Annotated in this window: 23 protein-coding genes; 16 read left to right on the top strand and 7 right to left on the bottom strand. The window is 60.5% G+C overall.

Going from position 1 to position 25,790, the window contains the following annotated elements; translation table 11 throughout:
• The first annotated feature begins 74 nt into the window (after window positions 1–74).
• The 3 genes from IEX36_RS00320 to IEX36_RS00310 all read left to right on the top strand — a co-directional run bounded on the left by IEX36_RS00320 (window position 75) and on the right by IEX36_RS00310 (window position 4,679).
• A complete protein-coding gene (locus IEX36_RS00320) occupies window positions 75–1,442 on the top strand; it encodes an MGH1-like glycoside hydrolase domain-containing protein (protein WP_188757401.1) in 1,368 nt (455 codons plus the stop codon).
• Between the two features lie 121 nt (window positions 1,443–1,563).
• Window positions 1,564–3,180, top strand: coding sequence for a lipase maturation factor family protein (locus tag IEX36_RS00315; protein WP_188757400.1), 1,617 nt, complete (start codon window positions 1,564–1,566; stop codon window positions 3,178–3,180).
• A 50-nt stretch (window positions 3,181–3,230) separates the two neighbouring features.
• A complete protein-coding gene (locus tag IEX36_RS00310; RefSeq protein ID WP_188757399.1) occupies window positions 3,231–4,679 on the top strand; it encodes a phytoene desaturase family protein in 1,449 nt (482 codons plus the stop codon).
• Here the strand turns inward: IEX36_RS00310 and IEX36_RS00305 are convergent, their stop codons facing one another.
• Window positions 4,680–5,777, bottom strand: coding sequence for a radical SAM protein (locus IEX36_RS00305; protein WP_188757398.1), 1,098 nt, complete (start codon window positions 5,775–5,777; stop codon window positions 4,680–4,682).
• A gap of 162 nt (window positions 5,778–5,939) precedes the next feature.
• Here IEX36_RS00305 and IEX36_RS00300 point away from each other — a divergent pair, with 162 nt between their 5' ends.
• The 3 genes from IEX36_RS00300 to IEX36_RS00290 all read left to right on the top strand — a co-directional run bounded on the left by IEX36_RS00300 (window position 5,940) and on the right by IEX36_RS00290 (window position 10,877).
• The gene (locus tag IEX36_RS00300) at window positions 5,940–7,382 is read left to right on the top strand and encodes an oligogalacturonate lyase family protein (RefSeq protein WP_188757397.1); all 1,443 of its coding nucleotides are present in this window, start codon (window positions 5,940–5,942) and stop codon (window positions 7,380–7,382) included.
• A gap of 84 nt (window positions 7,383–7,466) precedes the next feature.
• Window positions 7,467–9,944, top strand: coding sequence for a glycoside hydrolase family 2 TIM barrel-domain containing protein (locus IEX36_RS00295; protein ID WP_188757396.1), 2,478 nt, complete (start codon window positions 7,467–7,469; stop codon window positions 9,942–9,944).
• Window positions 9,945–9,983: 39 nt separating this feature from the next.
• Window positions 9,984–10,877, top strand: coding sequence for an amidohydrolase family protein (locus tag IEX36_RS00290; protein WP_229668575.1), 894 nt, complete (start codon window positions 9,984–9,986; stop codon window positions 10,875–10,877).
• 22 nt (window positions 10,878–10,899) lie between these two features.
• Here the strand turns inward: IEX36_RS00290 and IEX36_RS00285 are convergent, their stop codons facing one another.
• Window positions 10,900–12,057, bottom strand: coding sequence for an acyl-CoA dehydrogenase (locus IEX36_RS00285; RefSeq protein WP_188757395.1), 1,158 nt, complete (start codon window positions 12,055–12,057; stop codon window positions 10,900–10,902).
• 131 nt (window positions 12,058–12,188) lie between these two features.
• Here IEX36_RS00285 and IEX36_RS00280 point away from each other — a divergent pair, with 131 nt between their 5' ends.
• The gene (locus tag IEX36_RS00280; RefSeq protein ID WP_188757394.1) at window positions 12,189–12,659 is read left to right on the top strand and encodes a hypothetical protein; all 471 of its coding nucleotides are present in this window, start codon (window positions 12,189–12,191) and stop codon (window positions 12,657–12,659) included.
• Window positions 12,660–12,667: 8 nt separating this feature from the next.
• On the opposite strand, the gene IEX36_RS00275 is transcribed toward IEX36_RS00280, so the two are convergent.
• The 4 genes from IEX36_RS00275 to IEX36_RS00260 are packed head-to-tail and all read right to left on the bottom strand — an operon-like array spanning window position 12,668 to window position 16,894.
• Window positions 12,668–13,825 carry a trans-sulfuration enzyme family protein gene (locus IEX36_RS00275; protein WP_188757393.1) on the bottom strand — a complete coding sequence of 386 codons (1,158 nt, stop codon included), beginning with the start codon at window positions 13,823–13,825 and terminating at the stop codon, window positions 12,668–12,670.
• A gap of 21 nt (window positions 13,826–13,846) precedes the next feature.
• Window positions 13,847–14,764, bottom strand: coding sequence for a PLP-dependent cysteine synthase family protein (locus IEX36_RS00270; protein WP_188757392.1), 918 nt, complete (start codon window positions 14,762–14,764; stop codon window positions 13,847–13,849).
• Window positions 14,764–15,816 (bottom strand): VWA domain-containing protein, encoded by a 1,053-nt coding sequence (locus tag IEX36_RS00265; protein WP_229668574.1) that lies wholly within the window; start codon window positions 15,814–15,816, stop codon window positions 14,764–14,766. Before IEX36_RS00265 ends, IEX36_RS00270 begins: the two co-directional genes overlap by 1 nt.
• 16 nt (window positions 15,817–15,832) lie before the next feature.
• Window positions 15,833–16,894 (bottom strand): VWA domain-containing protein, encoded by a 1,062-nt coding sequence (locus tag IEX36_RS00260; RefSeq protein WP_229668573.1) that lies wholly within the window; start codon window positions 16,892–16,894, stop codon window positions 15,833–15,835.
• A gap of 325 nt (window positions 16,895–17,219) precedes the next feature.
• On the opposite strand from IEX36_RS00260, the gene IEX36_RS00255 reads away from it, so the two are divergent.
• Together IEX36_RS00255 and IEX36_RS00250 are read left to right on the top strand one after the other, a co-directional pair.
• Entirely contained in the window at window positions 17,220–18,602 is a 1,383-nt protein-coding gene (locus tag IEX36_RS00255; RefSeq protein ID WP_188757389.1) for a DUF1015 domain-containing protein, read from the top strand.
• A gap of 103 nt (window positions 18,603–18,705) precedes the next feature.
• Window positions 18,706–19,536 carry a hypothetical protein gene (locus IEX36_RS00250; RefSeq protein WP_188757388.1) on the top strand — a complete coding sequence of 277 codons (831 nt, stop codon included), beginning with the start codon at window positions 18,706–18,708 and terminating at the stop codon, window positions 19,534–19,536.
• 2 nt (window positions 19,537–19,538) lie between these two features.
• Here the strand turns inward: IEX36_RS00250 and IEX36_RS00245 are convergent, their stop codons facing one another.
• Window positions 19,539–20,357: a tetratricopeptide repeat protein gene (locus tag IEX36_RS00245; protein WP_188757387.1), complete on the bottom strand. Its 819-nt coding sequence runs from the start codon at window positions 20,355–20,357 to the stop codon at window positions 19,539–19,541.
• A gap of 73 nt (window positions 20,358–20,430) precedes the next feature.
• Between IEX36_RS00245 and IEX36_RS00240 the strand changes: the two genes are divergently transcribed.
• The 7 genes from IEX36_RS00240 (at window position 20,431) to IEX36_RS00210 (ending at window position 25,631) form a co-directional block, all read left to right on the top strand.
• Window positions 20,431–21,132, top strand: a complete 702-nt coding sequence (locus IEX36_RS00240; RefSeq protein WP_188757386.1) for an N-acetylmuramoyl-L-alanine amidase family protein — start codon at window positions 20,431–20,433, stop codon at window positions 21,130–21,132.
• Window positions 21,129–21,761, top strand: coding sequence for a GerMN domain-containing protein (locus IEX36_RS00235; protein ID WP_188757385.1), 633 nt, complete (start codon window positions 21,129–21,131; stop codon window positions 21,759–21,761). The genes IEX36_RS00240 and IEX36_RS00235 overlap by 4 nt, the downstream gene beginning before the upstream one ends.
• A gap of 4 nt (window positions 21,762–21,765) precedes the next feature.
• Window positions 21,766–22,608 (top strand): glutamate racemase, encoded by an 843-nt coding sequence (gene murI / locus IEX36_RS00230; protein ID WP_188757384.1) that lies wholly within the window; start codon window positions 21,766–21,768, stop codon window positions 22,606–22,608.
• A gap of 21 nt (window positions 22,609–22,629) precedes the next feature.
• Window positions 22,630–23,559 (top strand): hypothetical protein, encoded by a 930-nt coding sequence (locus IEX36_RS00225; RefSeq protein WP_188757383.1) that lies wholly within the window; start codon window positions 22,630–22,632, stop codon window positions 23,557–23,559.
• A gap of 232 nt (window positions 23,560–23,791) precedes the next feature.
• Window positions 23,792–24,169, top strand: a complete 378-nt coding sequence (locus IEX36_RS00220; protein ID WP_188757382.1) for an EVE domain-containing protein — start codon at window positions 23,792–23,794, stop codon at window positions 24,167–24,169.
• A 64-nt stretch (window positions 24,170–24,233) separates the two neighbouring features.
• Window positions 24,234–24,995, top strand: coding sequence for an enoyl-ACP reductase FabI (locus IEX36_RS00215; RefSeq protein ID WP_188757381.1), 762 nt, complete (start codon window positions 24,234–24,236; stop codon window positions 24,993–24,995).
• A gap of 123 nt (window positions 24,996–25,118) precedes the next feature.
• Window positions 25,119–25,631, top strand: a complete 513-nt coding sequence (locus tag IEX36_RS00210; RefSeq protein ID WP_188757380.1) for a DinB family protein — start codon at window positions 25,119–25,121, stop codon at window positions 25,629–25,631.
• Window positions 25,632–25,790 lie beyond the last annotated feature (159 nt).

Raw genomic sequence — 25,790 nt, 5'->3', positions numbered from 1 at the left:
CCGCCGAGCAAAATGAGAAAGACGCGATAAACTTGCTGTTCTATGCATAAACCCCACCTCGTCTGGATGCCTCGATGACCACACCATCCAGACGATCTGTCCTTCAGGCAATTGCAGCCTCCGCAGTTGCGAGCCTCGCGCCCGCGTCAAGTCAGGCACAGGCGGATGCCGCGTTGGCAAGCACCAAATTCCGGCTCGGCGTGGACGAGCGCGCCAAAGCTGTTCAACGTCTCACACAATATTTCCACGAAAACGCAACGAAGCTCTTGCGGCCTGCACAGGGCCATCTGCGATATCCGAGCATCTCGCCCTCCCTGCCCCACAGCCAATACTCTACCGAGTTGTGGGACTGGGACACGCTGTGGACGACGCTTGGACTTCTCCAAACGTCCTCGAAAGCCGGGGATCAAGTGCTGCGCAGGCAGGTCATCGAACATGCGCGAGGAAGCCTGCTGAACTTCTTCGATCATCAGGACCACGATGGCCGCATTCCGATGCTTATCTCCGTTTCCAATCCTGACCCGTTGCATTGTCTTGGCGGAGCGGCCCCGCACAAGGAGAATCAAGCCAAGCCTGTGCTTGCACAACTTGCGCTGCTCGTCTCACACGAGATTGGGTACAACTGGCTGGTGCCTCACTTCGACAATCTTTTGCTTTTCTTCAGAAGTTGGGAAACGAACAACCGTTCGCATACCGGTCTACTCGTCTGGGGCGACGATGTCGCAATCGGCAATGACAATGATCCCACGACCTTCGGCCGTCCGTTCTTTTCGTCCGCGAATCTTCTGCTGAATACACTCTGGCATCAAGACCTGCAGGCAGCAGCGGAGCTGGCTGCACAACTAGGTCTGCACTCCCATGAGACAGAACTGCGAGAAAAGGCACACTCTGTTGCCGAAGCGACGCAACGCTGCTGCTGGGACCCGCGCGACCAGTTCTTTTATACGGCCGACGTGCAGTGTGTGGACCGGCGATCCGAACTCATTCCCGATGTTCCGCGGGGTATGGCGATGTCGTGGAGTTCCCTGCCGCTACGCATCCAGACCTTTACAGGATTTCTTCCCATGTGGTGCGGGATCGCGACCAGTGAGCAGGCACATGCACTCGCGATGCATCAGCGCAATACGAAGACATTTTGCGCGAACACTGGAGTCCGTTCGCTTTCGGCGCAGGAGAGCATGTACTCGCTGGCGAGCAGCACTAATCCAAGCAACTGGCTGGGACCGATTTGGATCATCGTCAATTATTTTGTGTGGAGCGGACTCAAGCGTTATGGAATGAATGATGACGCCGAGGTACTGGCCGACAAGACGATTCATCTGCTCGACCGCGACCTCGCCGCAACAGGCTCACTCAACGAGTATTACCATCCGGACACCGGCGAAGCGCTGAGTCATCGCGGCTTTATGGACTGGAATCTGTTGGTACTGGCGATGTCGTGAAGCGCCTGGTGCAGCTATCGATGTTCAGGCTGATTCGCTCACCTTTCCCGCTTATCATTTAGCAGACGCTGCACATCTGAAGTACTCAACACCGCTGGTGGAACTATAATCTCGAACGCAGATGAACACATCCATCGCACTGACGGTTCACCGTTGGTTCGCGCCCGAGAAGGGCGCGCCCGACTGTCAGATCGCGCGATGGATTTTCTTGCGAGCACTCGGCCTTATCTATTTCTCCGCGTTCTACTCACTCATCTTTCAGATTCGCGGACTGATTGGCCCGCAGGGCATCCTACCTGCAAGCGAATACCTCGAGTCGGCAGCAGAGCATCTTGGGCAACTGCGCTTCTGGTTCGCCCCTACTTTGCTGTGGTTTTCGACGAGCTCGCACATGCTGATGGCGCTCTGCTGGGTCGGCATCATCGCTTCGCTGCTTTCCATCGTGAACGTCTGGCCGCGTGCGATGTTGCTGATCTGCTTCGTCTGCTGTCTCTCCTTCGTCAGCGCGGCGGGCGATTTTTCCAGCTATCAGTCCGACGGCATGCTGCTCGAAGCCGGCTTCATCGCTCTGTTCTTTGCACCACGTGGTTTTTGGCCTGGCTGGGGAAAGACCTCGCTCGCCCCGCGCGCCAGTCTGTTCCTGTTGCAGTGGGAGTGGTTCCGCATTTACTTCGAGTCCGGCGTGGTCAAGCTCGCCAGCGGAGATCCGGAGTGGCGGCACCTCACAGCAATGGACCAGTACTACCAGAATGGCCCGCTGCCTACATGGATCGGCTGGTACGTCCAGCACATGCCGCATTGGTTTCACGCAGGAACGGTGCTGGCTACGTTTGCGCTCGAACTCATCATCGTGTGGATGCTGTTTCTGCCGCGACGCTGGCGCATCGCCTGTTTCCTCATCGCAACACCGTGGCAGATTGCGGTGATCCTCACAGCGAATTATGCGTTCCTGAACTACATCGTCCTCGCGCTGGGCTTTTTGCTACTCGACGATCGATTCCTGATGCACTTCGTCCCGCTGAGGTGGAGAGCGAATCTTGCCGTCGCAACCGAGTCTGCTCCTGAGATCATCCCTTCTGAAGATGTCCCAGTGGCACTTCCCACACGCATCAAACATCACTTGCGTTCGCTCCGTCTTGCCTTCATCACGGTCATGCTCACGTGGATCTTCTACGCAACAACGCTTCCCATGTTGCAGATGTTCTGGCGTGAGATTCCTTTGCCCGAACTGCCTGTCTCTGCGCTGGAGCCGTTCCGTATCGCCAACCAATACGGCCTCTTCGCCGTGATGACGCCTAACCGCTACGAGATCGAATTTCAAGGATCGAACGACGGCACAACCTGGCTTGCCTATCCTTACCGTTATAAGCCGCAGGATGTCCGCGTCCCTCCCAGCATCTATGCTCCGTATCAGCCGCGCTTCGACTGGAATCTCTGGTTCGCATCGCTCGGCACGTGGACCGAATACCCTATCGTTCCGCGCACAGAAGAACGTCTGCTGACCAACGACTCCGACGTGCTGGCACTCTTTGCCGGGAATCCATTTCCGAACAAGCCGCCGCAACTCATCCGCGCTGTCTTATGGCAGTACTGGTTCAGCACCATGCAAGAGAAGCGCACGCAAGGTATCTGGTGGCATCGCAAGTTATTAGGCGCTTATGCACCAACACTGGCAATGAATCCCGATGGCAAAGTTGGCATTGTGATCGAACGTCCACTGACTACGCCACAACCTTAGCGGCGCAAGAAGCATCCGGTAGATAGAGAGCAATCTGCGAGAGTTACGACATGAACCAGCTGCCTCAGAACCGCACGCATGAATCGCAGCAGGGAAAAGCCTGCGTTATCGGTGCTGGACCGAACGGCCTGGCGGCAGCCATTGCACTGGCGCAGTCCGGCTTTGAAGTCAGGGTCTTTGAAGCCGAGCCTCAGCCCGGCGGAGCGGCACGCACGCTCGACCTCACGCTTCCCGGTTTCCATCACGACTTCGGCTCCGCGGTTCATCCCATGGCGGCAGGCTCGCCATTCTTCCAGACATTGCCGCTAGCCGATCATGGCCTCGAATGGATTCACTCGCCCGCGCCGCTCGCTCATCCCCTGGATGACGGCACAGCCGTCATGCTGGAGCGCAGCTTTGATGACGCGCAAGCCGCACTTGGAGAAGACGGCGCAGCGTGGCGCAGCATGATGGAGCCGCTGGCATCTCACTGGAACAATTTCACGGAAGACATCCTTCGTCCCCCACTTTCCATACCGCGCCATCCCATGCTGCTCGCAAAGTTCGCGCAGGATGCGCTCGCCTCTGCGCGCTTTGTGGCCCGCCGTCATTTTCGCAACGAGCGGGCGCGAGCGCTCTTTGCAGGACTTGCGGCTCACTCTTTCCTCAGTCTCGATGCAGCGGCCAGTGCATCATTCGGACTGGTGTTAGGCGCCGCCGCTCATGCCGTCGGATGGCCCATTCCACGAGGTGGTTCGCAGTCGATTACAAACGCGCTGTGTCGCTATCTTGAAACGCTAGGCGGTGTCGTTCACACATCATCGCCCATCGAAACCTTCGAGCAATTGCCTCCATGCGAGCTGACGCTTTGCGATCTCACACCACGGCAGCTCATCAGCATCGCAGGCGAAAAACTCTCACCCGGCTATCGCAACCGTCTCCAACGCTATCGCTACGGCCCTGGCGTATTCAAGGTTGATTACGCGCTATCGAATCCCATCCCGTGGACGGCCCCCGAGTGTCTACGCGCTGCAACCGTGCATGTTGGAGGAAGCATGGACGAGATTGCTGCATCCGAGGCTGCTGTCGTGCATGGCAAAGTCGCGGACCGTCCATTCCTCATCGTCGTACAGCCAACACTGTTTGATCCAACACGCGCGCCGGAAGGCAAGCACATCGCCTGGGCCTACTGCCACGTCCCCAATGGCTGGAACGAAGACTGTCTGAACGCCATCGAAGATCAGATCGAGCGCTTCGCTCCTGGATTCCGCGACTCGGTCCTCGCGCGCCGCGTCTTCACACCGGCGGGCCTCGAAGGCATGGACGCAAACCTCGTTGGCGGTGACATCAGCGGAGGCGCGATGGACCTGCGCCAGCTTGTCTTTCGCCCCACAGGCCTGCTCTACCAAACCTCGGCCAGCGATCTTTATCTCTGCTCGTCCTCGACGCCCCCCGGCGGAGGCGTGCACGGCATGTGCGGATACAACGCCGCGCAAGTTGCGCTGCGGCGCATGAAGTAGCTAGGTGCGCGCGGCGTCGACAGCTCCCAGCGCAACATGCCGATACGTCGGCTCAAACCCAAGCTCTCGCGCGTAGCTGAGTATCCGCTCGAAGTCGAGGCTGATCGTTGCGCCTGCCTTCTGCGTCACCTCATCTTCAATCGGCAGATCGAAGTCATCCGCACCATAGTTCAATCCTTCGAGCGCCTTCTCATTCTGCGTCAGCACCGACGTGCGGATGCGTGGAATGTTGTCCAGATAAATCCGCGACAACGCAAGATGCCTCAGATACTCCTGTGTGCTGATTTCGATGCCGCCCAGTTGCGTGAAGTACGGTTTGAACGTCCAGCAGAGAAAGCTCGCCAATCCGCCCGTCTCGTCCTGAAACTGACGCGTGCGTTCCAGATGCTCCAGCCGTTCGTCGAGTGTCTCGTCGAAGCCAATCACCATCGTCGCTGTCGTCTTCAAACCTGCATCCAGGATGGCCCGTTGCGCTTCGAAGTACTCCCGAACGGTGTACTTGAACTTCGAGTGCCGCGCGCGAAACTCCTCCGTCAAAATCTCTGAGCCGCCGCCTGTAATCCACCGCACACCTGCGGCCTTCAGCCGCGCTGCAGCGTCGGCATAGCTCAGCTTCGCGTGATCGGCCAGATACATAAACTCCGCAATCGTCAGCGCGTAGAACTCCAGCCGCTCGCCATAGCGCGCGCGAATCCCCGCAAACAGGTCGCAGTAGTAGCTGAGCGGAAGATGCGGATTGAAGCCGCCGTTGAACGCAGCTAAATCTCCGCCAAGAACGAGCAACTCGTCGAGCTTGCGGAAGACCTCATCCTGGCTCAGCACGTAGCCGCCCTCCTGCCCCGGCAGCCGATAGAACGCGCAGTAGTCGCACTGGGCCACACACACATTGGTGTAGTTGATAATCCGCATCACCATGTACGTGCACGAGCCCGGCTGATGAAACCGCCCACGCACCACAGCGGCCAGCGAGCGCAACTCCTCGTCCGACGCATTCTGCCACAGCCAGCGCGCCTCTTCGCGTTCCACGCGCCTGCCGTCCGCGACCTTCGTCGCAATCTCTTGAAATGAACTGACCGAAGAAGTTGCCGTCCTGCTCATATCTTCAGTGTAGTTCGGCCCTTGCTATAACTCACCTTCGCACACGCCCATCAACGACACCTGCAAGAGCTTTGAAAAATTAAAGTTCCCATTTGGAAACTATTTCCCTACTGCATCGTCAACGGTGTATAAATCTCTCGCCAGCAAAAGGAGCTTTGTATCATGCCTAAACTCATGCGCTTTGCTGTGTCAGCGCTTGCGCTCGCTATTGCCCTGCCGCTTGCCGCACAAACGCCGCCCACCACCTGGGTCGATCAGGACACAGGCCACCGTGTCTGGCGCCTCTCCAACGAACCCAACTCCGGCGCCTTCTACTTCAACGTCAATGCCTACACGCCCGACGAGAAGCAGATGGTCTACACCGCGCCCGACGGCATCCACGTGCTCGATCTCGCAACCAGAAAGACGCGCCTGCTCGTGCCCAATCCGCCCAGACCAGCGAATGAAACCAACCATCGCGGCTTCTGGCTCGGCAACGTCCATGCGCTCGTCGTCGGCCACAAAACCAACAGCATCTTCTTCACCAAGACCGACCCCACCACCCGCGTCACTTCGGTCTACAAGGCCAACACGAACACCGGAGAAGTACGCAAACTCATCGACCTGCCTGCTCACATGAACATCGTCAGCGTCAACGCCGACGAGACACTTGCTGCTGGAACCTACATCGAGGGCGACCACCAGAACCAGGAATACGGCTCCAATCTTCCCAATGCGCGCAAGACCGACAACCGCGTAGCCAGCGCGAGCCAGGGTCCGCACTACCAGCCCCAGAGCAAAGGCGAGATGATGGAGCGCCGACTCGCTGCGCATCTTCCGCTCGTGCTCTTCACCATCCGGCTTGAGCCCGGTCCCAACGGCGAAAAACCCGGCGATGTGAAGATACTGCTTCACTCCACCGACTGGGTCAATCATCTGCTCTTCTCACCCACCGACCCCGACCTGCTGATGTATTGCCACGAAGGCCCCTGGCAGAAGGTCGATCGCATCTGGATGATCCACACCGATGGCACGCACAACACGCTCATCCACAAGCGCACCATGTACATGGAGATTGCAGGCCACGAGTTCTGGGGCCTCGACGGCAAGACCATCTGGTACGACTGGCAGTATCCCAAGGGCGAAGACTTCTTCCTCGCCGGCTATAACCTCGAAACAGGCCGCCGCACCGCGTACCACATGCAGCGCAACGAGTGGTCGATTCACTTCAACCTCACACGCGACCTCGACCTCTTCTGCGGCGATGGCGGCGATCCCGGCCAGGTCGCGAAGGCTCCGGACGGTGAGTGGCTCGAGCTCTTCCATCCACGCATGATTACAGGCCAGGGCGCGATCAACGATCCAGCCTTCTGGCAACCAGGCGTCTTCCAGGCCGAGCACCTCGTCAACATGTCGCATCACAACTACCGCGAAGAGCCCAACGTCCGCTTTACGCCCGACAAGAGCATGGTCATCTTTACCAGCAACATGTTCGGCCCCAGCTACGTCTTCGGCGTCGAGGTGAAAAAAGCAGTCAACCCACCGGCAGCCGACGTGCAGTCCACGCCGGAGCTTGCGACGAAATACAACCCAACCATGCCCACACCAACCGGAACTCCCAGGTAGCAAATCATGCGGGAGCCCAGGTCTCGCTTTTGAGACATGGGCTTCCGCAGCTCCACAAATCTCGTCGAGGGCAACAGGAGTCACATGCACCGCCGAATTCTTCTTCTCGCCACGGTTCTTCTCGCGACATCCGCCCTCGTTGCACAACACTCAACGCATCCACGCAACATCCAGTCATTTGACTCTGGCTGGCGCTTTCTCCAATCCGACGCATCGAACGCACAGCAGCCCACCTTCGACGACTCTTCGTGGCAGACCGTCACGCTCCCGCACGACTGGGCCATCGCCGGGCCCGTCGATCCCAGCAACACCACCGGCCAGGGCGGAGGCTTCTTTCCCGCGGGCATCGGCTGGTATCGCAAAACGTTCGAGTTCAACCCCGCGCCCGACCATCACACCTACATCGTCTTCGACGGCGTCATGGCCAACAGCGATGTCTACATCAACGGCGCACTGCTCGGCCACCATCCCTACGGCTACACCAGCTTCTACTACGACCTGACGCCACATCTCCACGCCGGCTCAAACACCATCGCCGTCCGCGTCGACGACTCCGAGCAGCCCGCCTCACGCTGGTATCCCGGAGCAGGCATCAACCGCCAGGTCCGCCTCATCACCGTCTCCAACACACACATCGCACAGTGGGGGACCTTCGTCACCACACCTGCGGTCTCAGCCGCACGCGCAACCATCCACGTCCGCGACACCATCATCAATCAGTCAGATCGCTCCGCAAAAATCTCGCTCTCCATCACGCTTGTTGCGCCCAATGGCCACGCGGTCAAAACCTTCACCTCACCTGCGCAGACGCTCGCACCCAACCAGACAGCCGACCTCACCGCCGAGACCAGCATTACCAACCCCAACCGCTGGGACCTCGGCCACGGCGCGCTCTACACCGCAAAGGCAACGCTCGTGCGCGACGGCAAAGCCATCGACAACGAAGACGTCCCCTTCGGCATTCGCGAGTTTCACTTCGACGCCGACAAAGGTTTCTTCCTGAACGGTGTCCATCACAAAATCTACGGCGCAGCTCTGCACACTGACGCAGGCGCACTCGGCACCGCGGTCCCGCTCGCCGCGTGGCAACGTCGCCTCACCGCTCTGCGCGCACTCGGGGTCAACGCCATCCGCACCGCGCACAACCCTCCCGCGCCGGAGTTCCTCGATCTCGCAGATCGCATGGGCTTTCTCGTCATGGACGAGTTCTTCGACTGCTGGACCGTCGGCAAAAACCGCTACGACTACCACCTCTACTTCCGCGACTGGTCCGAGCGCGACGAAGCGTCTGCCATCCAGCGCGACCGCAACCATCCCAGCATCATCCTCTGGTCCGTCGGCAACGAGATTCACGACACGCCGCATCCCGATATCGCCATCCCCATTCTCAAGCGCCTCGTCGCCACCGCGCACGCCAACGACCTCACGCGTCCCGTCACGCAAGCGCTCTTCCGGCCCAACGCCTCGCACGACTACACCGACGGCCTCGCCGACCTGCTCGACGTCATCGGCCAGAACTACCGCGAGCAGGAGATTCTCGCCGCACACGCGCAGAAGCCTACACGCAAGATCATCGGCACCGAGAACACGCACGACCGCAACCAGTGGGTTGCAATGCGTGATCATCCTGAGTACTCCGGACAGTTCCTCTGGACCGGCATCGACTATCTCGGCGAGGCCGGTCGCTGGCCGCGCATCGGTGCAGGCAGCGGACTGTTGCTCACCACCTCGTTCCCCCGCGCACGCGCATTCGAGCGCCAGTCCTGGTGGAGCACCGCCCCGATGGTCCGCATCGCCCGCCGCATCGTGCCCGCGCGCCGCTCGCCCACCGACCCCGGCTACGCTTCACCCACTTCCAACAGCCAGCAAGTCACGCCAAAGACACCACTCGACCCCACCACTCGCTTCGGCCCGTCGCTCCTGCTTGATTGGACACCGAAGGATCAGTCACCACACATCGAACACGTCGAGGTCTACACCAACGCCGATGAGGTCGAACTCTTCCTCAACGGCAAATCGCTCGGCGCGCAAAAACTGCACCCCGACGCCAGCCCCATCACGTACGATGTGCCCTACGCCTCCGGCACGCTCAAAGCCATCGCGCGCACCAACGGAAAGATCGTCGCCGAAGACGAACTCCGCACCGCAGGAGCACCCGCACGCCTCGCACTCTCAACCGGCCTCGCCGCCGCGCATCTCACCAACAAGCCAACGCGCGAAACCGCACCAACACTCACGCCAGACTGGAACGACGTTGCCTACCTCACCGCAACCCTCGAAGACGCAAACGGCACCGTCATCCCCGACAGCGAGACGCGCGTCCACTTCACCATCTCCGGCCCGGCAAAGATCATCGCCGTCGGCAACGGCAACCTCTACGACCACGATCCCTTCCACGCCACCGATCGCAAGCTCTACGATGGCAACGCCATCGCCATCGTCCGCGCCACCGCGCCTTCAGGAAAGATCGTTGTAACCGCCGCGGCTCCGGGCCTGCCACCGTCCACTATCACGCTGCAGGCCACGCCAGCTAAACTTACCAGCGTGCAGCGCAGTTTCTAGCCGCATCTTTGGCCACTGTTTGCAGGAGAAGACCGCATCGTGGACCGCCGCCGCTTTCTCGCCAGCTCACTCGCGCTGTCCATGCCAACGCAACAAGTGCGCGCGGAATCTCAACAGCTACTCATCGACTCACACGTGCACGTCTGGAAGCGCGACCCAGCCTTCCCTTTCGCACCTGGAGCGCATCCGCAGCCCGACAACGCAACCGTGGAGACACTCCTCGGCCTGATGCACAGCAATCACGTCGCGCGCACCGTGCTCATCCAGGTCATCCATTACAAGTGGGATAACAGCTATCTTGCCAGCGTGCTCAAACGCTATCCACGCACGTTCAAAGGTGTCTGCCGCGTCAACCCCGAAGACCCCGCGGCCCCCGATCAACTCAGCCGCCTCACCGAAGTGCAAGGCTTCCACGGTGTCCGCCTCAGTCCATCCGCTACGCCAGAAGGCGACTGGATTCGAGGCCCGCTGATGCCGCCGCTCTGGCGCCGCTGCGCCCAACTCAAAGTCCCCATGACGATCCTCGCGCCAGTCACGCGCATGACCGACCTCATCCCACTCATCGAGCAGAACCCCGACCTCACCGTCGTCATCGACCACATGGCCGACTGCCCGCTCGGTCAGCCGGAACAACTCGATCTGTTACTCGCCCTGGCACGCTATCCGAAGGTCTTCGTCAAAATCTCGCACATGTGGTCGCTCTCGAAGCAGCCCTATCCTTACGCAGATTCCGCCGAGCAGGTCAAACATCTCTACCGCACCTTCGGCGCCAATCGCCTGATGTGGGGAACCGACTGGCCTATCTGCCTGAAGGACCTCTCCTACGCACAGGCCGTCTCGCTCTTCCGCGATCATCTCGGCTTTCTGCCGCCTGAAGATCACGAACAGATTCTCTATAAAACAGTCCAGCGCGTCTGGCCCTTTAATCTCTAAGCAACTCAGACCTCTGAGCAACTCAGCCGCGCGAAGGCATCTTCCCCAGAATCTCGCGCGCAATCACCATGCGCTGAATCTCACTCGTGCCTTCGCCGATCGGGCACAGCCTCACGTCGCGGTAAAACTTCTCCGCCGGATAGTCCTTGATGAACCCATACCCTCCGTGAATCTGCACGCCAGCGTCGCAGATTCTGCACGCGGCCTCGCTCGCATACAGCTTCGCCATCGCCGACTCGCGCGTCACGCGCATCCCCGCATCCTTCATCTGAGCCGCGCGCATCGTCAGCAGCCAGGCCGCATCCAACTCTGTCGCCATATCGGCAAACTTGAACTGAATTGCCTGAAACTCGCTGATCGGTTTGCCAAACTGCTTCCGCTGCTGCGCATATTCCACCGCAGCATCGAGCGCACCGCGCGCCATCCCCAGGCTCAACGCCGCAATCGAAATTCTCCCGCCATCCAGCACGCGCATTGCGTCCTTGAAGCCATCGCCCTCTTTGCCGACAAGGTTCTCTGTGGGAATCTCGCAGTCCTCGAAGATCAACTCAGCGGTATCGCTCGCACGCAGCCCGAGTTTGTTCTCCTTCTTGCCCGAGCGAAACCCCTTCGTCCCTCGCTCCACCACAAACGCCGAAATGCCTCCATGCGTTCCCTTCTCTTTGTCAGTTGCGGCCAGCACCAGCACGCAGTTCGCATAGCTCCCATTCGTGATGAACGTCTTCGACCCATTCAGCACCCAGCCATCGCCGCGCTTCGTAGCCGTCGTGCGAAGCCCACCTGCATCCGAGCCCGACCCCGGCTCAGTCAGTCCCCACGCGCCCAGCCACTCGCCGCTCGCCAGCTTCGTCACCCAACGCTTACGTTGTTCATCGTTGCCCGCCAGCATAATGTGGTTCGTACAAAGCGAGTTGTGCGAAGCCACAATAATCCCGATGCTGCCATCTACGCGCGAGAGCTCTTCCACGGCCAGCACGTACTCCACATAGCCCATCCCCGCGCCGCCCAGCGACTCGGGAAAGATCACACCCATCAGCCCCATCGCGCCCAGCTTCTTCACCACCTCATGCGGAAACTGGCTCTTCTCGTCCCACTCCGCGACGTGCGGCTTCACCTCGCGCTCGGCAAATTCGCGGACCTCTCTGCGCAACTGCTCCTGTTCCTGAGTCAACCCGAACATGCAAGCTCCTGCAAGTGCATAATAGAAACTAATATATCTATCACAATTTTGTATAGTCGAAACAGTGAAATTGATTGAAGCGTTTTTGGTACGAAGTATGATGATGGCATCTCAAATTCGGAGCTTCGTCCATGAAGCTGTCTGCTGTCTCTTTTGCAACCGTCTCTGCCTCCGTCCTTGCCGCTGCCACGCTCATCGCCCAACAATTTCCATCGCCCACACCAACTGAGATTCACGTGGATTCACGCTGCCGCATCGTGACGCAGCCCTCGCCAACGGCTACCATCCCTAACCCAAAGCTGCATTACCGCTACGATCATGTCGTATGTCATCTCGAAAGCCAACTTGCATCCAGCCATATCGAGCCGAACACGACAACCAAAGGCCCTAAAAACATCCGCGTCTATATCAGCGAACGCGAGTACGTGCTTCAGAACACAACTTCGAGCGCCGTCACCTTCGTGATCAGCCAACCCCTCCGCAAAGGCTGGAGCATCGACTCCGACCCACAGCCCACAGACACGACCGGCAACATCGCCACCTTCCGCGTCATTGCACAGCCTCATCAGATCGTCCGGCTTCACGTCGGAGAGCGCTCCTGACGCCGACGCTACACCTGATCCAGCGCCTGCTCCAGGTCAGCGACAATGTCCTCAACGTCCTCGATCCCCACAGAGATGCGCATCAGCCCATCGGTAATCCCCAACCGCGCGCGACCTTCGGGGCCAATGGCCGCGTGGGTCATCGTCGCCGGATGACACACCAGCGTCTCCACGCCGCCCAACGATTCTGCGAGAAAGCCCAGCCGCAGCGACTTCGCAAAGCGGTTCGCGTTTTCGAGCGACCCCAGCTCAATCGAGAGCATCGACCCAAACCCGCGCTGTTGCCGCACCGCCAGCCCATGCTGCGGATGCGACTCAAGCCCCGGATAGAACACCGCCTTCACCTTCGGATGCCCTTCCAGAAACCGCGCCACCACGCGCCCGTTCGCATCGTGCTGCTTCATCCGCACGGCCAGCGTCTTCACGCCGCGCAGCAGCAGATAGCTCTCAAACGGCGACAGAATCCCGCCTGTGCACTTCTGCACAAAACGAAACCGCTCCGCCTGCTCCGGCTTCGTGCAAATCAGCACGCCACCAAGCCCATCCGAATGGCCGTTCAGGAACTTCGTCGTCGAGTGCATCACGATGTCCGCGCCCATGGCGATAGGCTGCTGCAAATAGGGTGATAAGAAAGTGTTATCGACACTCAGCTCCACACCGCGCTCGTGGCAAATCCTCGCCACGGCAGCAATATCGGTGATCGCCATCATCGGATTGGTCGGCGTCTCGATGTGGACCAGCCGCGTCTCCGGACGAATCGCCGCGGCGACATTTTCTGTCACACTCGAATCGACATAGGTAAACGTCAACCCATAGTTGGCCAGCACCTTGTCGAAGACGCGCGCCGTGCCGCCGTACACATTGTCCGAGCAGACCACGTGATCGCCCGACTTCATCATCGTGCACAGCGCGGTAATCGCAGCCATGCCGGAGCCGAACACATGCGCGCTCGTCCCGCCTTCAAGCGAGCACAGGCTTTCTTCCAGCGCGTCGCGCGTAGGGTTCGTCAGCCGCGCATACTCATGACCTTTATTCTTTCCAATCTCTTCCTGCTGATACGTCGAAGTCAAAAAGATCGGAACGTTTACGGCGCCGGTCAGCTTCTCCGGCTCCTGCCCATCGTGAATCGCCCGCGTCGCAAACCCGCGCTTCATTGCCTCCGCCATCGCCTGCCTCTTCCTGAAGTTCTACTCCAGCAGCCCCTTCGACAGATACCGCTCCGCCGAGTCCGGAATCACCGTCACGACACGCTTGCCCGCGCCCAGCTCCCGCGCCACGTCGATCGCTGCGCACACCATCGCACCGGCACTCGATCCGCCAAAGACGCCCGCCTCGGTAGCCAGGCGCTTCACCATCGCGAACGCCGGATCGTCCTTCACCATCATCACGCGGTCACACACGCTGCGGTCGAACGTCGCCGGAATAAACGAGACGCCAATCCCTTCCACGCGATGCTTTCCCGGCTCGCCTCCATTCAACACGCTACCCTGCGGCTCGACTGCAATCGTCAAAATATCCGCGCGCTTTTTCTTCAAGAATCGTGCGACTCCAGTAAACGTCCCCGCCGAACCCACTCCCGAGATCCATGCATCCACGCGCCCCTGCATCTGCTCCCAGATCTCGACGGCTGTCGTCTGCTCATGAAAATCCGGATTCGCAGGATTCTCAAACTGCAAAGCCGCAAACGCTCCTGGCGTCCCGCTCTCGAACTGCAACGCGCGCCTGATAGCGCCGGCCATGCCTTCAGCTTCCGGCGTGCGCACAACGGTCGCGCCCAGCCCGCGCATCAGCTTGCACTTCTCTTCCGCGAAGTTCTCCGGCACATACAGCATCACGTTATAGCCGCGATTGACACCGATCAGAGCAAGCCCCACGCCCGTATTGCCTGCCGTGGCTTCGACAATCGTCGAGCCAGGCCGCAGCACTCCGCGCCGCTCCGCATCCAGCACAATCCCCAGCGCCGCGCGGTCTTTGATGCTCCCACCCGGATTCAGATATTCAAGCTTCGCCCATATCTCCGCGCCGCCCTCCGGCTCCAGCCGCTTCAGCCGCACCATCGGCGTCTCGCCCACCAGATCAATGATCGACTCCGCCACCCGCGTCATCAGGAGCCCGACCCTCCGGCAGCAGCGCCAGCCTGCACCCTTGGGTAATACCCCGTGCGCGTCCGCACCGAAAGCTTTCCATAGCCCTTCTCATGAGCCTCGACATGCACCTCACGATACCCACCCAGCGTCGGCGACTTCGTCGAGTGGTACGCAATCGTGTACTGCGTACGAATGTCGTTGGCCACCTCCGCCGCAATCGCGTCCACATCGTCCACCGACTTCGGGAAGTACGCCACGCCGCCCGTCTGCTCAGACAGTGCCTCCAGCACACTGCGCGCATGACGCGCCTCGCGCTTGTCGATATCCTGCCCAAACAGCAATCCCACGCAATAGATCGTCGGCCCATCGAGGTCCTGAATCCTGCGAATCGTCTGCTCCAGCGTCGCGCTCGAAGCATTGTCTTCGCCGTCGGTGACCACCAGCAGCACCTGCTTGGGATGCTTCGCATTCTTCGCCAGGTAATCCGCAGAAGCCACCAGCGCGTCGTACAGCGCTGTGCCGCCGCTCGACTTCACATACGACAGCCCGTCCTTCAGCTTATTAATGTCGTTTGTAAAATCCTGATCGATGTAAGGCTGCCACGAGAAGTCCACGAGAAACTCCTCATCCTGCGGATTCGACACCTTCACAAAATCCAGCGATGCCTTGTCCACCGCCGGACGCTTGTCATACATCGAGCCCGAGCTGTCGATCAGCAACCCAATCGACACCGGCAGGTCCTCGTGCCGGAACGAGAGGATCGTCTGCGGCACGCCGTCTTCATAGACATGAAATGCGTCCTTATCGAGCGTCTGGATCGACTTGCCGCTACCATCGAGCACCGTAGCATTCAGCCGCACCTCGTAGGCGTCTTCGTGCAACGTATACTGCCCGTGCTCTTTCTCTATCTCGCCTGCCGATGTAGCTGGAGCGGCGGCGCCAGCGGCGCTCGGCGCGGGCACATCCTGGTCCGGCGAGGCCACCGGATCGCGGTCCACGGTTAACGACGGCTGCTGCGCCCATCCGCTCGCAGTCCCCACCAGCAAAAAAGCTATCCCGGCCGCGAACACCCGCAGCCAAACTCGTCTACTCCGTCGGTGCATAGTACCCCTGGCGATTGTGTACCGTCAGCGGAGGAAGTCCCGGCGGCGGCACGAGTCGTATCTTCAATTTACGCCAGTTCCCGTCCTTCTTCATGTCCGACGGCGTGTACCCGAGCACGTACTCATTGCGCAGCTCCGCGCTGATGCGCGTAGCAATATCGGCCAGGTCGCCGATATCCATCACGCGAAACATGCGCCCGCCCGTCATGTCGCAAATATCGGAAAGCAGCACCGGCCCCATCTGCTCCTCAGGCGTCGGCGCATACTGGTCGAAGATGCCAATCGAATAAATCTGCACGTCACTCTCGCGTACCGCCCGGCGCAGTTCGCCCTCGGTATAGCGGCTGCGGTTGTCGCCACCGTCGGAGATAATCAGCAGCGCCTTGCGGTCATACTTCGCCTGCCTCAGCTTGTCTACGCCCAGGTACACCGCATCAATCAGAGCAGTGCGGTTCTCCGGCTTCAACATCACCATGCGCGCATCAATGTCGTCCACGTCCGATGTGTAGTCGACAATCACCGCCGGACGATCATTAAATCCCACCACAAAAAACTCGTCCTGCGGATTCGACGTGCGCAAAAACGCATCCAGCGCCTTGCGCGCCCGCGCGAACTTCGACGTCATGCTGCCGCTCAGATCGAAGACAATCCCAATCGACACCGGCGCATCCTGCGTCGAGAAGTTCTTTATCACCTGCCCAACATTGTTGTCGAATATCTGAAAGTTGTCCTTATCCAGCCCTGTCACCAGCCGGTTCAGCGGGTCCGTCACAGTCGCCGGAACCAGCACCAGGTTCACATCCACCCGAATCCTCGCATCTCTCCGCGAGGTAGCGAAACGCGCAGCATTGTCTGCGCCTTCAACCACTGGCCTCGTATCCACAGCCGACTTCGGCGGAGGCGGAGGCGCCGGCGTATGCACCTCGTCCAGCGGATTCTCCTGTGCCCGGCAAATTCCACCAGCAAATGCAGCAAACACCATCGCCACAGCCAGCAGCCATCCCAGCCGCTGTCTCAAACTCTGCCGACGTTCCGAGAACCCCATGTACCGCATCATGGCCTCTGCGACCCATCTTTCGTTCTCCCGGCTCTGCCGTCAAGCCCGGGAGACGATTCTCGCACAAGTCCGTTCCGCCAACCACCTCCATCCCAGGCGAGGGACGTTACTTGTCGGTTCCCCCATATAGACGCGAGGCGAACCCGCTTCGTCATCCCAATCTTGCGCTTCTTCTCTACCCGCGATTCTTCGCTCCGTAAGATGCCAAATTCCGGCCTGATTTTGCCTATCCTCACGGCTGCGGCAAGCTCCTCACCCACCAACCCCGATACAATCAAGCCATATCGACATTTTTGGGAGAGATCACAAAGCAATGGCACGCATCTACCCCTTCCGCGCCTTTCGTTACGACCCCGCCCGCGTCAACATGGAAGACGTCGTCACCCAGCCCTACGACAAGATCACCCCAGCCATGCAGCAGCGCTACTACGAGGAGAGCCCCTACAACCTCATCCGCGTCATCCTCGGCAAGCACGAACCTGGCGACAACGAGCAGTCCAACTGCTACACCCGCGCGGCCGAAACCCTCACCTCCTGGCGCAAAGAAGGCATCCTCAAAGAAGAGTCCGAGCCTGCCCTCTACGGTTACTCGCAGACCTACACCGTTCCTCACTCCAGCGAAGTGCGCGAGCGCCGCGGCTTCATCGCTCTCGGCCACCTTTACGACTACGCCGACAAGGTCATCTACCGCCACGAGCAGACCTTCCCCAAGCACAAGTCCGACCGCATGAGCCTCTTCAAGGCCACCCGCACCTACTGCGAGCAGATTTACATGCTCTACTCGGACCCGGCCTTCACCGCCGAAAAGCTCATCTTTGGCTCTGACGGCAAAAGCGCCGACTCCGGCTCACCTGCCGACCTCGCCATCACCGACGAGTACAACGTCGTCCATCGCGTCTGGAAACTCACCGACCCGCGGTTGATTAACCTCATCATCACCGCCATGGCCGACAAGAAGCTCATCATCGCCGACGGCCACCACCGCTACGAGACCTCCGTCGCCTACGCCAAGGAGCGCAGCGCACAGCTCAAGCTCTCGCTCAACCAGCCCTGGGAGCCCATCAAGGAAGACGGCGAGATCAGCCCAAGCCACCTGCCCGTCCCAGCCTTCCCCGAAGCGGCCATGATGATGACCTTCGTCAACATGGAAGCCCCCGGCATCACCATCCTGCCCACGCACCGCGTCGTCCACGGCCTCGAAAACTTCTCGGTCGCCGACTTCACCCAGCGCGCCGGCGAGTTCTTCGATATCAAAAAAATCGATACCCCCGACGTCTCCATCCTTAGCGGCATCAACGGCACGGCCTTCATCGCCGTCACGCGCGACAGCCAGACGAAGGAAGTCGCTAATTACCTCTTCACCGCAAAACCAGAAGCCGTTGCCAAAGCGCTCAGCGGAATCCCCGCGCGCCAGGCGCAGCTCGACGTCGTGCAGCTCCACTCGCTCGTGCTCGACCACATCCTCGGCCTCAGCCCGGAGACGATCACCAAACTCGGCAACGTCCGCTACCTGCGCGAAGCCTCCGAGTCCATCGGCGAAGTCCGCAGCGGAGAAGCCGACGTGGCCTTCCTCATCAAACCCATCACGCTCGACCAGCTCAGGGACGTCTCATTCGCCAACGAAGTCATGCCGCAGAAGTCCACCGACTTCTACCCGAAGCTCCTCAGCGGCCTGGCCATCTACGCCCTCGACTAATGCAATCATCCGTAATCATCAGAGCAGTTCAGACAACAGGAAATTCGGCCGTAGGCAGCATCTTTGGGAGCAAGTGGCGTATCAAGTAGGAGGTGCGTTCGCTATGCCAAGGATGTCGTATACGGCCATTTCGTTGATTGCTCTTCTCGGCTTTTCGCCCGCACTCTGCGCACAATCAACAAAAGCTCCCTCTCTGGACGCGATCCTCGAACGTCTCGAAAGGAACCTGAACCACTACGACACTGCCGTACCGAGCTTCTACTGCGACGAACATGCCATCTCCTCGCGCACGCAACCCAAAGTGCCCGATGCAACCACCATCACCGACTCCATCTTCCGCCTCAAACGCATCATCAAAGACGGCCAAACAGCAGCCCTGGTGGAGTCGCGCGAGATCAAGAGCATCAATGGCAAGCCCCCAAACCCGAAGGATGACGACCCTCCCTCCGAGTTGAGTGGATTGTTTGAAGGTGGCCTCGACGTGGCCTCACTCGACCAGACAGCGTGCATCAACTACAAACTGAAGCAGCTCAATAAAAATCATCGGGCTGAGTCCTACATCATCCGCTTCGCCACCGTCCTCACTCCGCAAAACACCGCAGCCTGCTTTTTCAAAGAAGACAGCAAGGGCCAGGTCTTCGTCGATCCCGCAACGATGCAGGTCACACACGTAGAGATCACGACCCCGCATCACGTCATCGACGCGGCCCGCTACATGCCGCGCATCGTCGGCAAACGAAAGCTCACCGTCGACTATGCGCCTGTCCAGTTCGACGGCCAGACCTTCTGGATGCCATCCGAAGTCAACATGCTGGTCACCAGCGGCTCCAGCTTCGACACAGTCGCATGGTCATTTCATGCCACCTATCGCAACTACCACAAGCTGGAAGTCACGTCGCACATCGTTCCCAACAGCACCGTCTACACGCATTGACTTTACTTCGCAGCCCCGCCCGCTGGCTGGGCCGCAGCAGTCTTCGCCAACTCCGCCTGCTTCTCCCACCGATTCGCCAGCTCCATATCCTGCGCTCGCGCAGCCGCATCATCGCAATCAAAGTCCGCACGCCGCCGATAAACCAGATTCAGATACCCCATCGCATCCGAGTACTTCGAGTTCATCTCAATCGCGCGCGTCAGTTGCGTAATGGCATCCTCCACCAGCGGCGAGTTGTGCTCCTTGATCTTCGCGCACGCAATCGCACTCATCTGCGCATTGCCCGCGCCGTCGTCGCGCATGCCCTCCGCCTCTAGCGCCGCGCGCGCAAACTCCGTCGCCTCGCGCCAGTCGAGCACCCCAATCGCATAATGCGTCTCGGCATCTTCAGCAATCTTCAGCGCCGCAAGCTCCGCCGTGCGCGCATCGTCCAGCCGCCCCGTATCGCGATACACCAGCGCCAGCAGCTTCTGCGCATTGTGATAGCTGCCATCATCCTCTGGAATCCGCTTGAGCGCGGCAATAGCATTCTCCGCATTCGCCTGGTTCTCCGGAGTCTTCGCATCCGGAATCACCTGCATCGCATAGCTAGCGCCCAGGTAAAGCTCCGCAATCGTGTAATCAGGGTCAATCGCCAGCGCCTTCTTCAGGCTGTCGATCGCAGCGCCATACTGCCCCGCCTTGAACGCGGCCTTCCCCTGCTCCATCGCCTTCACTTCAGGATCATCATTCTGCGAAAACGCCGACGTACTCCAGCATCCTGCAAACGCGACGATGCCCAGAGCCACACACACACCAACTCGCCACCCGCCCAGACGCATGAAAGCATTCTAAGCACAGATTCGCAGCGCCGTCCCATTCGATTCCGCCACCACCCATTACAATCAACCTAGCTTGCTCCCCCGTCGCCGACACATCGCCGCGCTTCTTCTGCTCGTCGCCACCGCGACCTTCGCCCAGCAGCCCCGCTCCACCATTCTGCTCGACCCCGCCCACGGCGGCCCCGACTCCGGCGCGCACCTCGCCAACAACGTCCTCGAAAAAGATGTGACCCTCGCCTTCGCCGCACGCCTCAGGGCCTCACTCACCGCAGCAGGCCTCGCAGTCGCCACCACGCGCGACATCGACCCCGGCACGGTCATGGCGGCCGATCTGCGCGCCGGCATCGCCAACCACGCCCGTCCCGCGGCCTGCATCCTCATCCACGCCACCGACTCCGGCAACGGCGTCCACATCATCACCTCCGCGCTCCCCGCCACCAACACCCAGCCGCGCATCATCCCGTGGAACACAGCGCAGGCAGCCTTCATCCCGCAAAGCCTCGCGCTGGCCAACCAGGCCGGAGCGGCCCTGACCCGCGCCAATCTCCCCGTACTCGTCGAGCAAGCCTCCGTCCGCCCCATCGACAACCTCACCTGCCCCGCCATCGCCATCGAGATCGCCCCGCTCGGCAACCCCTCCAACCCCGACGAGCTCACCCCCGTCACCGACGCCGCCTACCAGCAGCGCATCGCCGACGCCGTCGCCAAAGCCGTCGCTGCCTGGCGCTCGCAGCCCGCCGCGCCCGTCATCGAAGACACCGGAGCCGCCCAATGATCCCCCGCTACCAGCGCATCCTCTTCTGGAGCCTCGTCGCCGCCATCCTCCTCGTCGCCGCCTTCCTCTACCGCGGCCACCGCCAGGCACAGCAGCGCCTAGCCGCCGGCATCGACAACGAGCCCATCGCCGCGCCCGTCACCACCAGCACGCGAGACATCACCCTCTACCTCGCCAACGACGCCGACGCCACCGTCACCGCCAAAGTCGTCTCCATCGCTCTGCCCGACGACCCCACCTCCCGCGCACGCGTCCTGCTCAACCACCTTCTCAACACCTACGCGCAACCCGGCTCCGCGCATCCACTCCCCGGCGGCCAGGACGTCGACGACGTCTTCCTCGTCCCCAACACCCCCTCCACCGACGTCCACACCACCGACAAATCCGAGATGGCCATCGTCAACCTCACCAGCACCTTCTGCGACAAACATCCCAGCGGCATCCAGGTCGAAGACCTCACCATCCGCTCCATCGTTCAAACCCTCCACGCCGCATTCCCGCGCGTCACCGAAGTCCGTTTCCTCGTCGACGGCCAACCCCGCGAAACCCTCGCCGGCCACGCCGACCTCACCCGCACCTACTCCACCTCCGACACATCCACCAGCAACCAACAACCAGCCAACAACTGAGAACATGCCCGCAGACAAGCTGACAGACAAGCTCACAGACACACTCACCATCGGCGTCTTCGACTCCGGCTTCGGCGGACTCACCGTCCTGCGCGAGCTGCTCCCGCTCATCCCCGGCGCACGCTACATCTACCTCGGCGACACCGCGCGCCTGCCCTACGGCTCCAAGTCGCACGAGACCATCGCCCGCTACGCCGTCTCCAGCGCCCGCTACCTGCACGAGCAAGGCGCGGACCTGCTTGTCATCGCATGCAACACCGCCACCGCGCTCGCCTTCGACGACATCCGCCACGCAATGCCCATTCCGGTCATCGGCGTCATCCAACCCGGAGCCGAAGCCGCCCTCGCCGCCTCTCAGGGCCAAGTCCTCGTCCTCGCCACCCAGGCCACCATCCAGTCCCACGCCTACGCGCACGCCCTCCACTCACTCGGTCTCAAAGCCACCGAAAAAGCCTGCCCCCTGCTCGTGCCGCTGGTTGAAGAAGGCTGGACGAACCACCCCGTCACTGACGAAGTCATCAAAATCTACCTCACCGAAGCCCTCACCGAAGCGCCCGAAGCCAGAACGCTCCTGCTCGGCTGTACCCACTACCCACTGATCGAACCAGCCATCGCCCGCGTCCTCAGCTCGCTCGGCCACCCGCTCACCATCATCGACTCAGCCCAGGCCACCGCCCGCACCACAGCACAAGCCATAGCCACCCACTTCCCCAACCGGAAGCCGCAAGAGACCAGCCCCACCTGCACCTTCTACGCCACCGACTCCATCGAAAAATTCCAGCGCCTCGGCTCCAACTTCCTCGGCCAGCCGCTCTCCAAAGTCCATCTCCTCGACCTCGGCGGCTAATCGCTCCCTATAATTCTGGTCATGAAAAAATATCTCAGCCGCTCGGGTGTCCCATCCATCGCAGCTCTATGCGACAGGTGGAGATGCACCACTCCCAGGCGAGCGCTCGTCTTCTCCCTTCTTCTCTTCCTCACCGCTACCCTCGCTGCGCAGTCCCCTCAAAACCCTTCGCCCATGGTTGAACACACGCGCGAGCATCCGCGACTGACGAAGACCACGCCTGCAGGCCAGCGGCTTCCTCTGGAGCTCGGCACTCTCTTCGTTCCGCAAAGGGTCACGCAGAAACACGGCGTCCGGCTGCTCTTCTTCTTCCATGGCGGCGATTGGCTGCCTCAACTCGCTATCTCCCGCCAGCACAATATGGCTGTCGTCACCGTTCAGGCTGGTGCGGGCTCCGGAAGTTATACCAAGCTCTTTACCGACCCAGGCCGATTTTCCACGCTCATTACCGAAGCAGAAGCCAAAAGCGGCATCACCTTCAGCGAGATCGATCTCGGCGGCTGGAGCGCCGGTTGCGGCGCGCTGCGGCAGATTCTCAACGACCCGGCCTCCTACGACCGCATACACCGTGTGCTCTGCATCGACGGCGTGCACACCGGATACGTCAACGGCAAACCCGGTCCGCTCGAATCCCAGATCGAAACCGGCAACCTCGACGTCTGGCTGCGCTTCGGGCGCGATGCCATGGCCAATAAAAAGCGTTTCATCATCACGCACTCAGAGATATTTCCCGGCACCTTCGCCAGCACCACCGAGACCGCCGATTATCTTCTGCACGAGTGGAGCCTCAAGCCTCACCCTGTCGTTCGCTGGGGCCCCATGAAGACCCAGATGCTCAGCGAAGTCAAGAGCGGCGGCCTGCTCGTCGTCGGCTTTGCCGGAAACTCCGCGCCCGACCATGTCGACCAGCTTCACTCGCTGCCCGGCTATCTGACCTGGCTGATGAAATGAGTCCGCCTCCGGCCCGACGAAAACGCCTGTCAAGCCCCATGCTCCCCTAAATAGCACATATAAAAGCACATCTTCGTGGCGGTTTAGTTTTCTCGGCATCCTATAATAGAAGTAGGCCCTCCTATGGCGGCATCGCCGGCGGCAGGGCAAAGTCTCTCCTCCTAAACCACCTGTTTTGAATACTTTGGTACTTGGGTACGGGTAGGGGGTACTTCAAACCACAGGAGCCGCGATGCCCTTTCTCCTCAAGACCGAACCGAACAAGTACTCCTACGACGACCTCGTGCGCGACGGCGAGACCACCTGGGACGGCATCTCCAACAACCAGGCCCTGCTCTACCTCCGCAACATGAAGCCCGGCGAAAAGCTCGTCATCTACCACTCGAACATCGGCAAGGCCGCCATCGGCACCGCCAAGGTCGTCTCGGTCGATGCGACCGACCCGAAGAACCCGAACGTCCGCATCAAGCCGGTCAAGCGCCTCAAGCACGAGAAGCCGCTCGACGAGATCCGCAAGGCAGCCGTCTTCAAAGACTCGCTCCTCTTCCGCCAGTTCCGCCTCTCCGTAGTCCCGCTCACCGAAGCCCAGTACGACTGGCTGACCAGCTAACCTGCTGACTCGCTAACTTGCTATCCTTACCAACGGAAACCCGAACAGGAGCACACACCAGACCATGATCGACCTCAAAGGCAAAGTCGCCGTCGTCTTCGGACTCGCCAACAAACGCAGCATCGCCTGGGGCATCGCCCAGAAGCTCTCCGAAGCCGGCGCCACGCTCGCCATCTGCTACCAGAACGAGCGTCTCCAGCGCGACGCCGACGAGCTCGCCGCCGAGCTGCCCGGAGCCCGCACCTTCCGCTGCGATGTCTCCTCCGACGCCGACATCGACCAGGTCTTCGGTGAGCTGAAGTCCGCCTATGGCAAACTCGACATCCTCGTCCACTCCATCGGCTTCGCCCCCAACATCAAGAACTCCGTCCTCAACACCACCCGCGATGACTTCCGCATCGCCCACGACATCAGCGCCTACTCGCTGATCGCCCTCGCGCGCGCAGCGGCCCCGCTGATGACCGACGGAGGCAGCATCCTCACCCTGACCTACTACGGCTCGCTCAAGGTCTTCCCCAACTACAACATCATGGGCGTCGCCAAGGCCGCGCTCGAAGCCGCCGTCCGCTACCTCGCCGCCGACCTCGGCGCGCAGAAGATCCGCGTCAACGCCATCTCCGCCGGCCCCATCAAGACGCTCGCCGCACGCGGCATCAGCGACTTCACCACCATCCTCACCGCCGTCGAACAGCGCGCCCCACTTCACCGCAATGTGGACCAGCTCGAAGTCGGCAACACCGCGCTCTTCCTCTCAAGCGACCTCGCCAGCGGTATCACCGGCGAAACCACCTACGTGGACTGCGGCTACAACATCACCGGGCTGTAACTTTCAATTCAACCAGACAAGCCATGCTGACAGTACGGTGTCAGCATGGCTTGTTTATTCTTCATCGCGAACCGCAAAAGCAGCATCAGAGACGAAGAACCCTGACAACTGAAAGGAATCGCTATGACAATCGCCGAACTTCTTCTGCAGGACTACGACATCGAAATTGACCACACGCGCCGCACCCTCGAGCGCGTCCCCGAAGGCAAGAACGACTGGAAGTGTCACGAGAAATCCATGGAGCTGGGCAAACTCGCCATGCACTGCGCCACGCTGCCACAGTTCGGCTACTACATCATCGAAGACGAAGGCATGGACCTCGCCGCTCCCAAGCGCCCTCACATGTCGCTCGACTTCACCACACGCGGCGCAGCACTCAAGGCGCTGGACGAATCATCCGCCCGCTGCCGCGCCGCACTCGCTGGAGCCAGTGACGAACATCTCGAGAAGTCGTGGCCGTTCACCTGGGGCGAGCAGGTCATCTCCAAGGGCCCACGCCTGTTCGCCTTCCGGCAGATGTTCTTCAACCACCTCGTCCACCACACCTCGCAGCTAGGCGTCTACCTCCGCCTCAACAACATCCCCGTCCCCGCGCTCTACGGCCCATCAGCGGACGAGCAGTGGTCCCCGAAATAAAACCGCACGAGAGACATAACACCGATTGCATCGATAGAACGACTTGACCACGGATTCCACGGAATTGCGCGGATGAGGAAAGAATCCGTGTCTGTCCACGCACATCCGCGGTCACCCTGTGTTTTAAGATCGGTGTAAATCAGTGTTAGGCCTCTCGCA

It is taken from the genome of Edaphobacter acidisoli (assembly GCF_014642855.1).
GTDB classification, from domain to species: domain Bacteria; phylum Acidobacteriota; class Terriglobia; order Terriglobales; family Acidobacteriaceae; genus Edaphobacter; species Edaphobacter acidisoli.
The sequence above is the reverse complement of the archived record's forward strand: the minus strand, read 5'-3'. Positions and strand labels throughout refer to the sequence as shown.

Coding starts and splice junctions, on each gene's coding strand:
- IEX36_RS00310 (WP_188757399.1), top strand. CDS start 3,231: ATGAACCAGCTGCCTCAGAACCGCACGCATGAATCGCAGCAGGGAAAA.
- IEX36_RS00320 (WP_188757401.1), top strand. CDS start 75: ATGACCACACCATCCAGACGATCTGTCCTTCAGGCAATTGCAGCCTCC.
- IEX36_RS00270 (WP_188757392.1), bottom strand. CDS start 14,764: ATGACGCGGGTGGCGGAGTCGATCATTGATCTGGTGGGCGAGACGCCG.
- IEX36_RS00255 (WP_188757389.1), top strand. CDS start 17,220: ATGGCACGCATCTACCCCTTCCGCGCCTTTCGTTACGACCCCGCCCGC.
- IEX36_RS00295 (WP_188757396.1), top strand. CDS start 7,467: ATGCACCGCCGAATTCTTCTTCTCGCCACGGTTCTTCTCGCGACATCC.
- IEX36_RS00305 (WP_188757398.1), bottom strand. CDS start 5,777: ATGAGCAGGACGGCAACTTCTTCGGTCAGTTCATTTCAAGAGATTGCG.
- IEX36_RS00285 (WP_188757395.1), bottom strand. CDS start 12,057: ATGTTCGGGTTGACTCAGGAACAGGAGCAGTTGCGCAGAGAGGTCCGC.
- IEX36_RS00250 (WP_188757388.1), top strand. CDS start 18,706: ATGCCAAGGATGTCGTATACGGCCATTTCGTTGATTGCTCTTCTCGGC.
- IEX36_RS00245 (WP_188757387.1), bottom strand. CDS start 20,357: ATGCGTCTGGGCGGGTGGCGAGTTGGTGTGTGTGTGGCTCTGGGCATC.
- IEX36_RS00220 (WP_188757382.1), top strand. CDS start 23,792: ATGCCCTTTCTCCTCAAGACCGAACCGAACAAGTACTCCTACGACGAC.
- IEX36_RS00225 (WP_188757383.1), top strand. CDS start 22,630: ATGAAAAAATATCTCAGCCGCTCGGGTGTCCCATCCATCGCAGCTCTA.
- IEX36_RS00260 (WP_229668573.1), bottom strand. CDS start 16,894: ATGGGGTTCTCGGAACGTCGGCAGAGTTTGAGACAGCGGCTGGGATGG.
- IEX36_RS00215 (WP_188757381.1), top strand. CDS start 24,234: ATGATCGACCTCAAAGGCAAAGTCGCCGTCGTCTTCGGACTCGCCAAC.
- murI (WP_188757384.1), top strand. CDS start 21,766: ATGCCCGCAGACAAGCTGACAGACAAGCTCACAGACACACTCACCATC.
- IEX36_RS00210 (WP_188757380.1), top strand. CDS start 25,119: ATGACAATCGCCGAACTTCTTCTGCAGGACTACGACATCGAAATTGAC.
- IEX36_RS00315 (WP_188757400.1), top strand. CDS start 1,564: ATGAACACATCCATCGCACTGACGGTTCACCGTTGGTTCGCGCCCGAG.
- IEX36_RS00275 (WP_188757393.1), bottom strand. CDS start 13,825: ATGGCGGAGGCAATGAAGCGCGGGTTTGCGACGCGGGCGATTCACGAT.
- IEX36_RS00280 (WP_188757394.1), top strand. CDS start 12,189: ATGAAGCTGTCTGCTGTCTCTTTTGCAACCGTCTCTGCCTCCGTCCTT.
- IEX36_RS00235 (WP_188757385.1), top strand. CDS start 21,129: ATGATCCCCCGCTACCAGCGCATCCTCTTCTGGAGCCTCGTCGCCGCC.
- IEX36_RS00300 (WP_188757397.1), top strand. CDS start 5,940: ATGCCTAAACTCATGCGCTTTGCTGTGTCAGCGCTTGCGCTCGCTATT.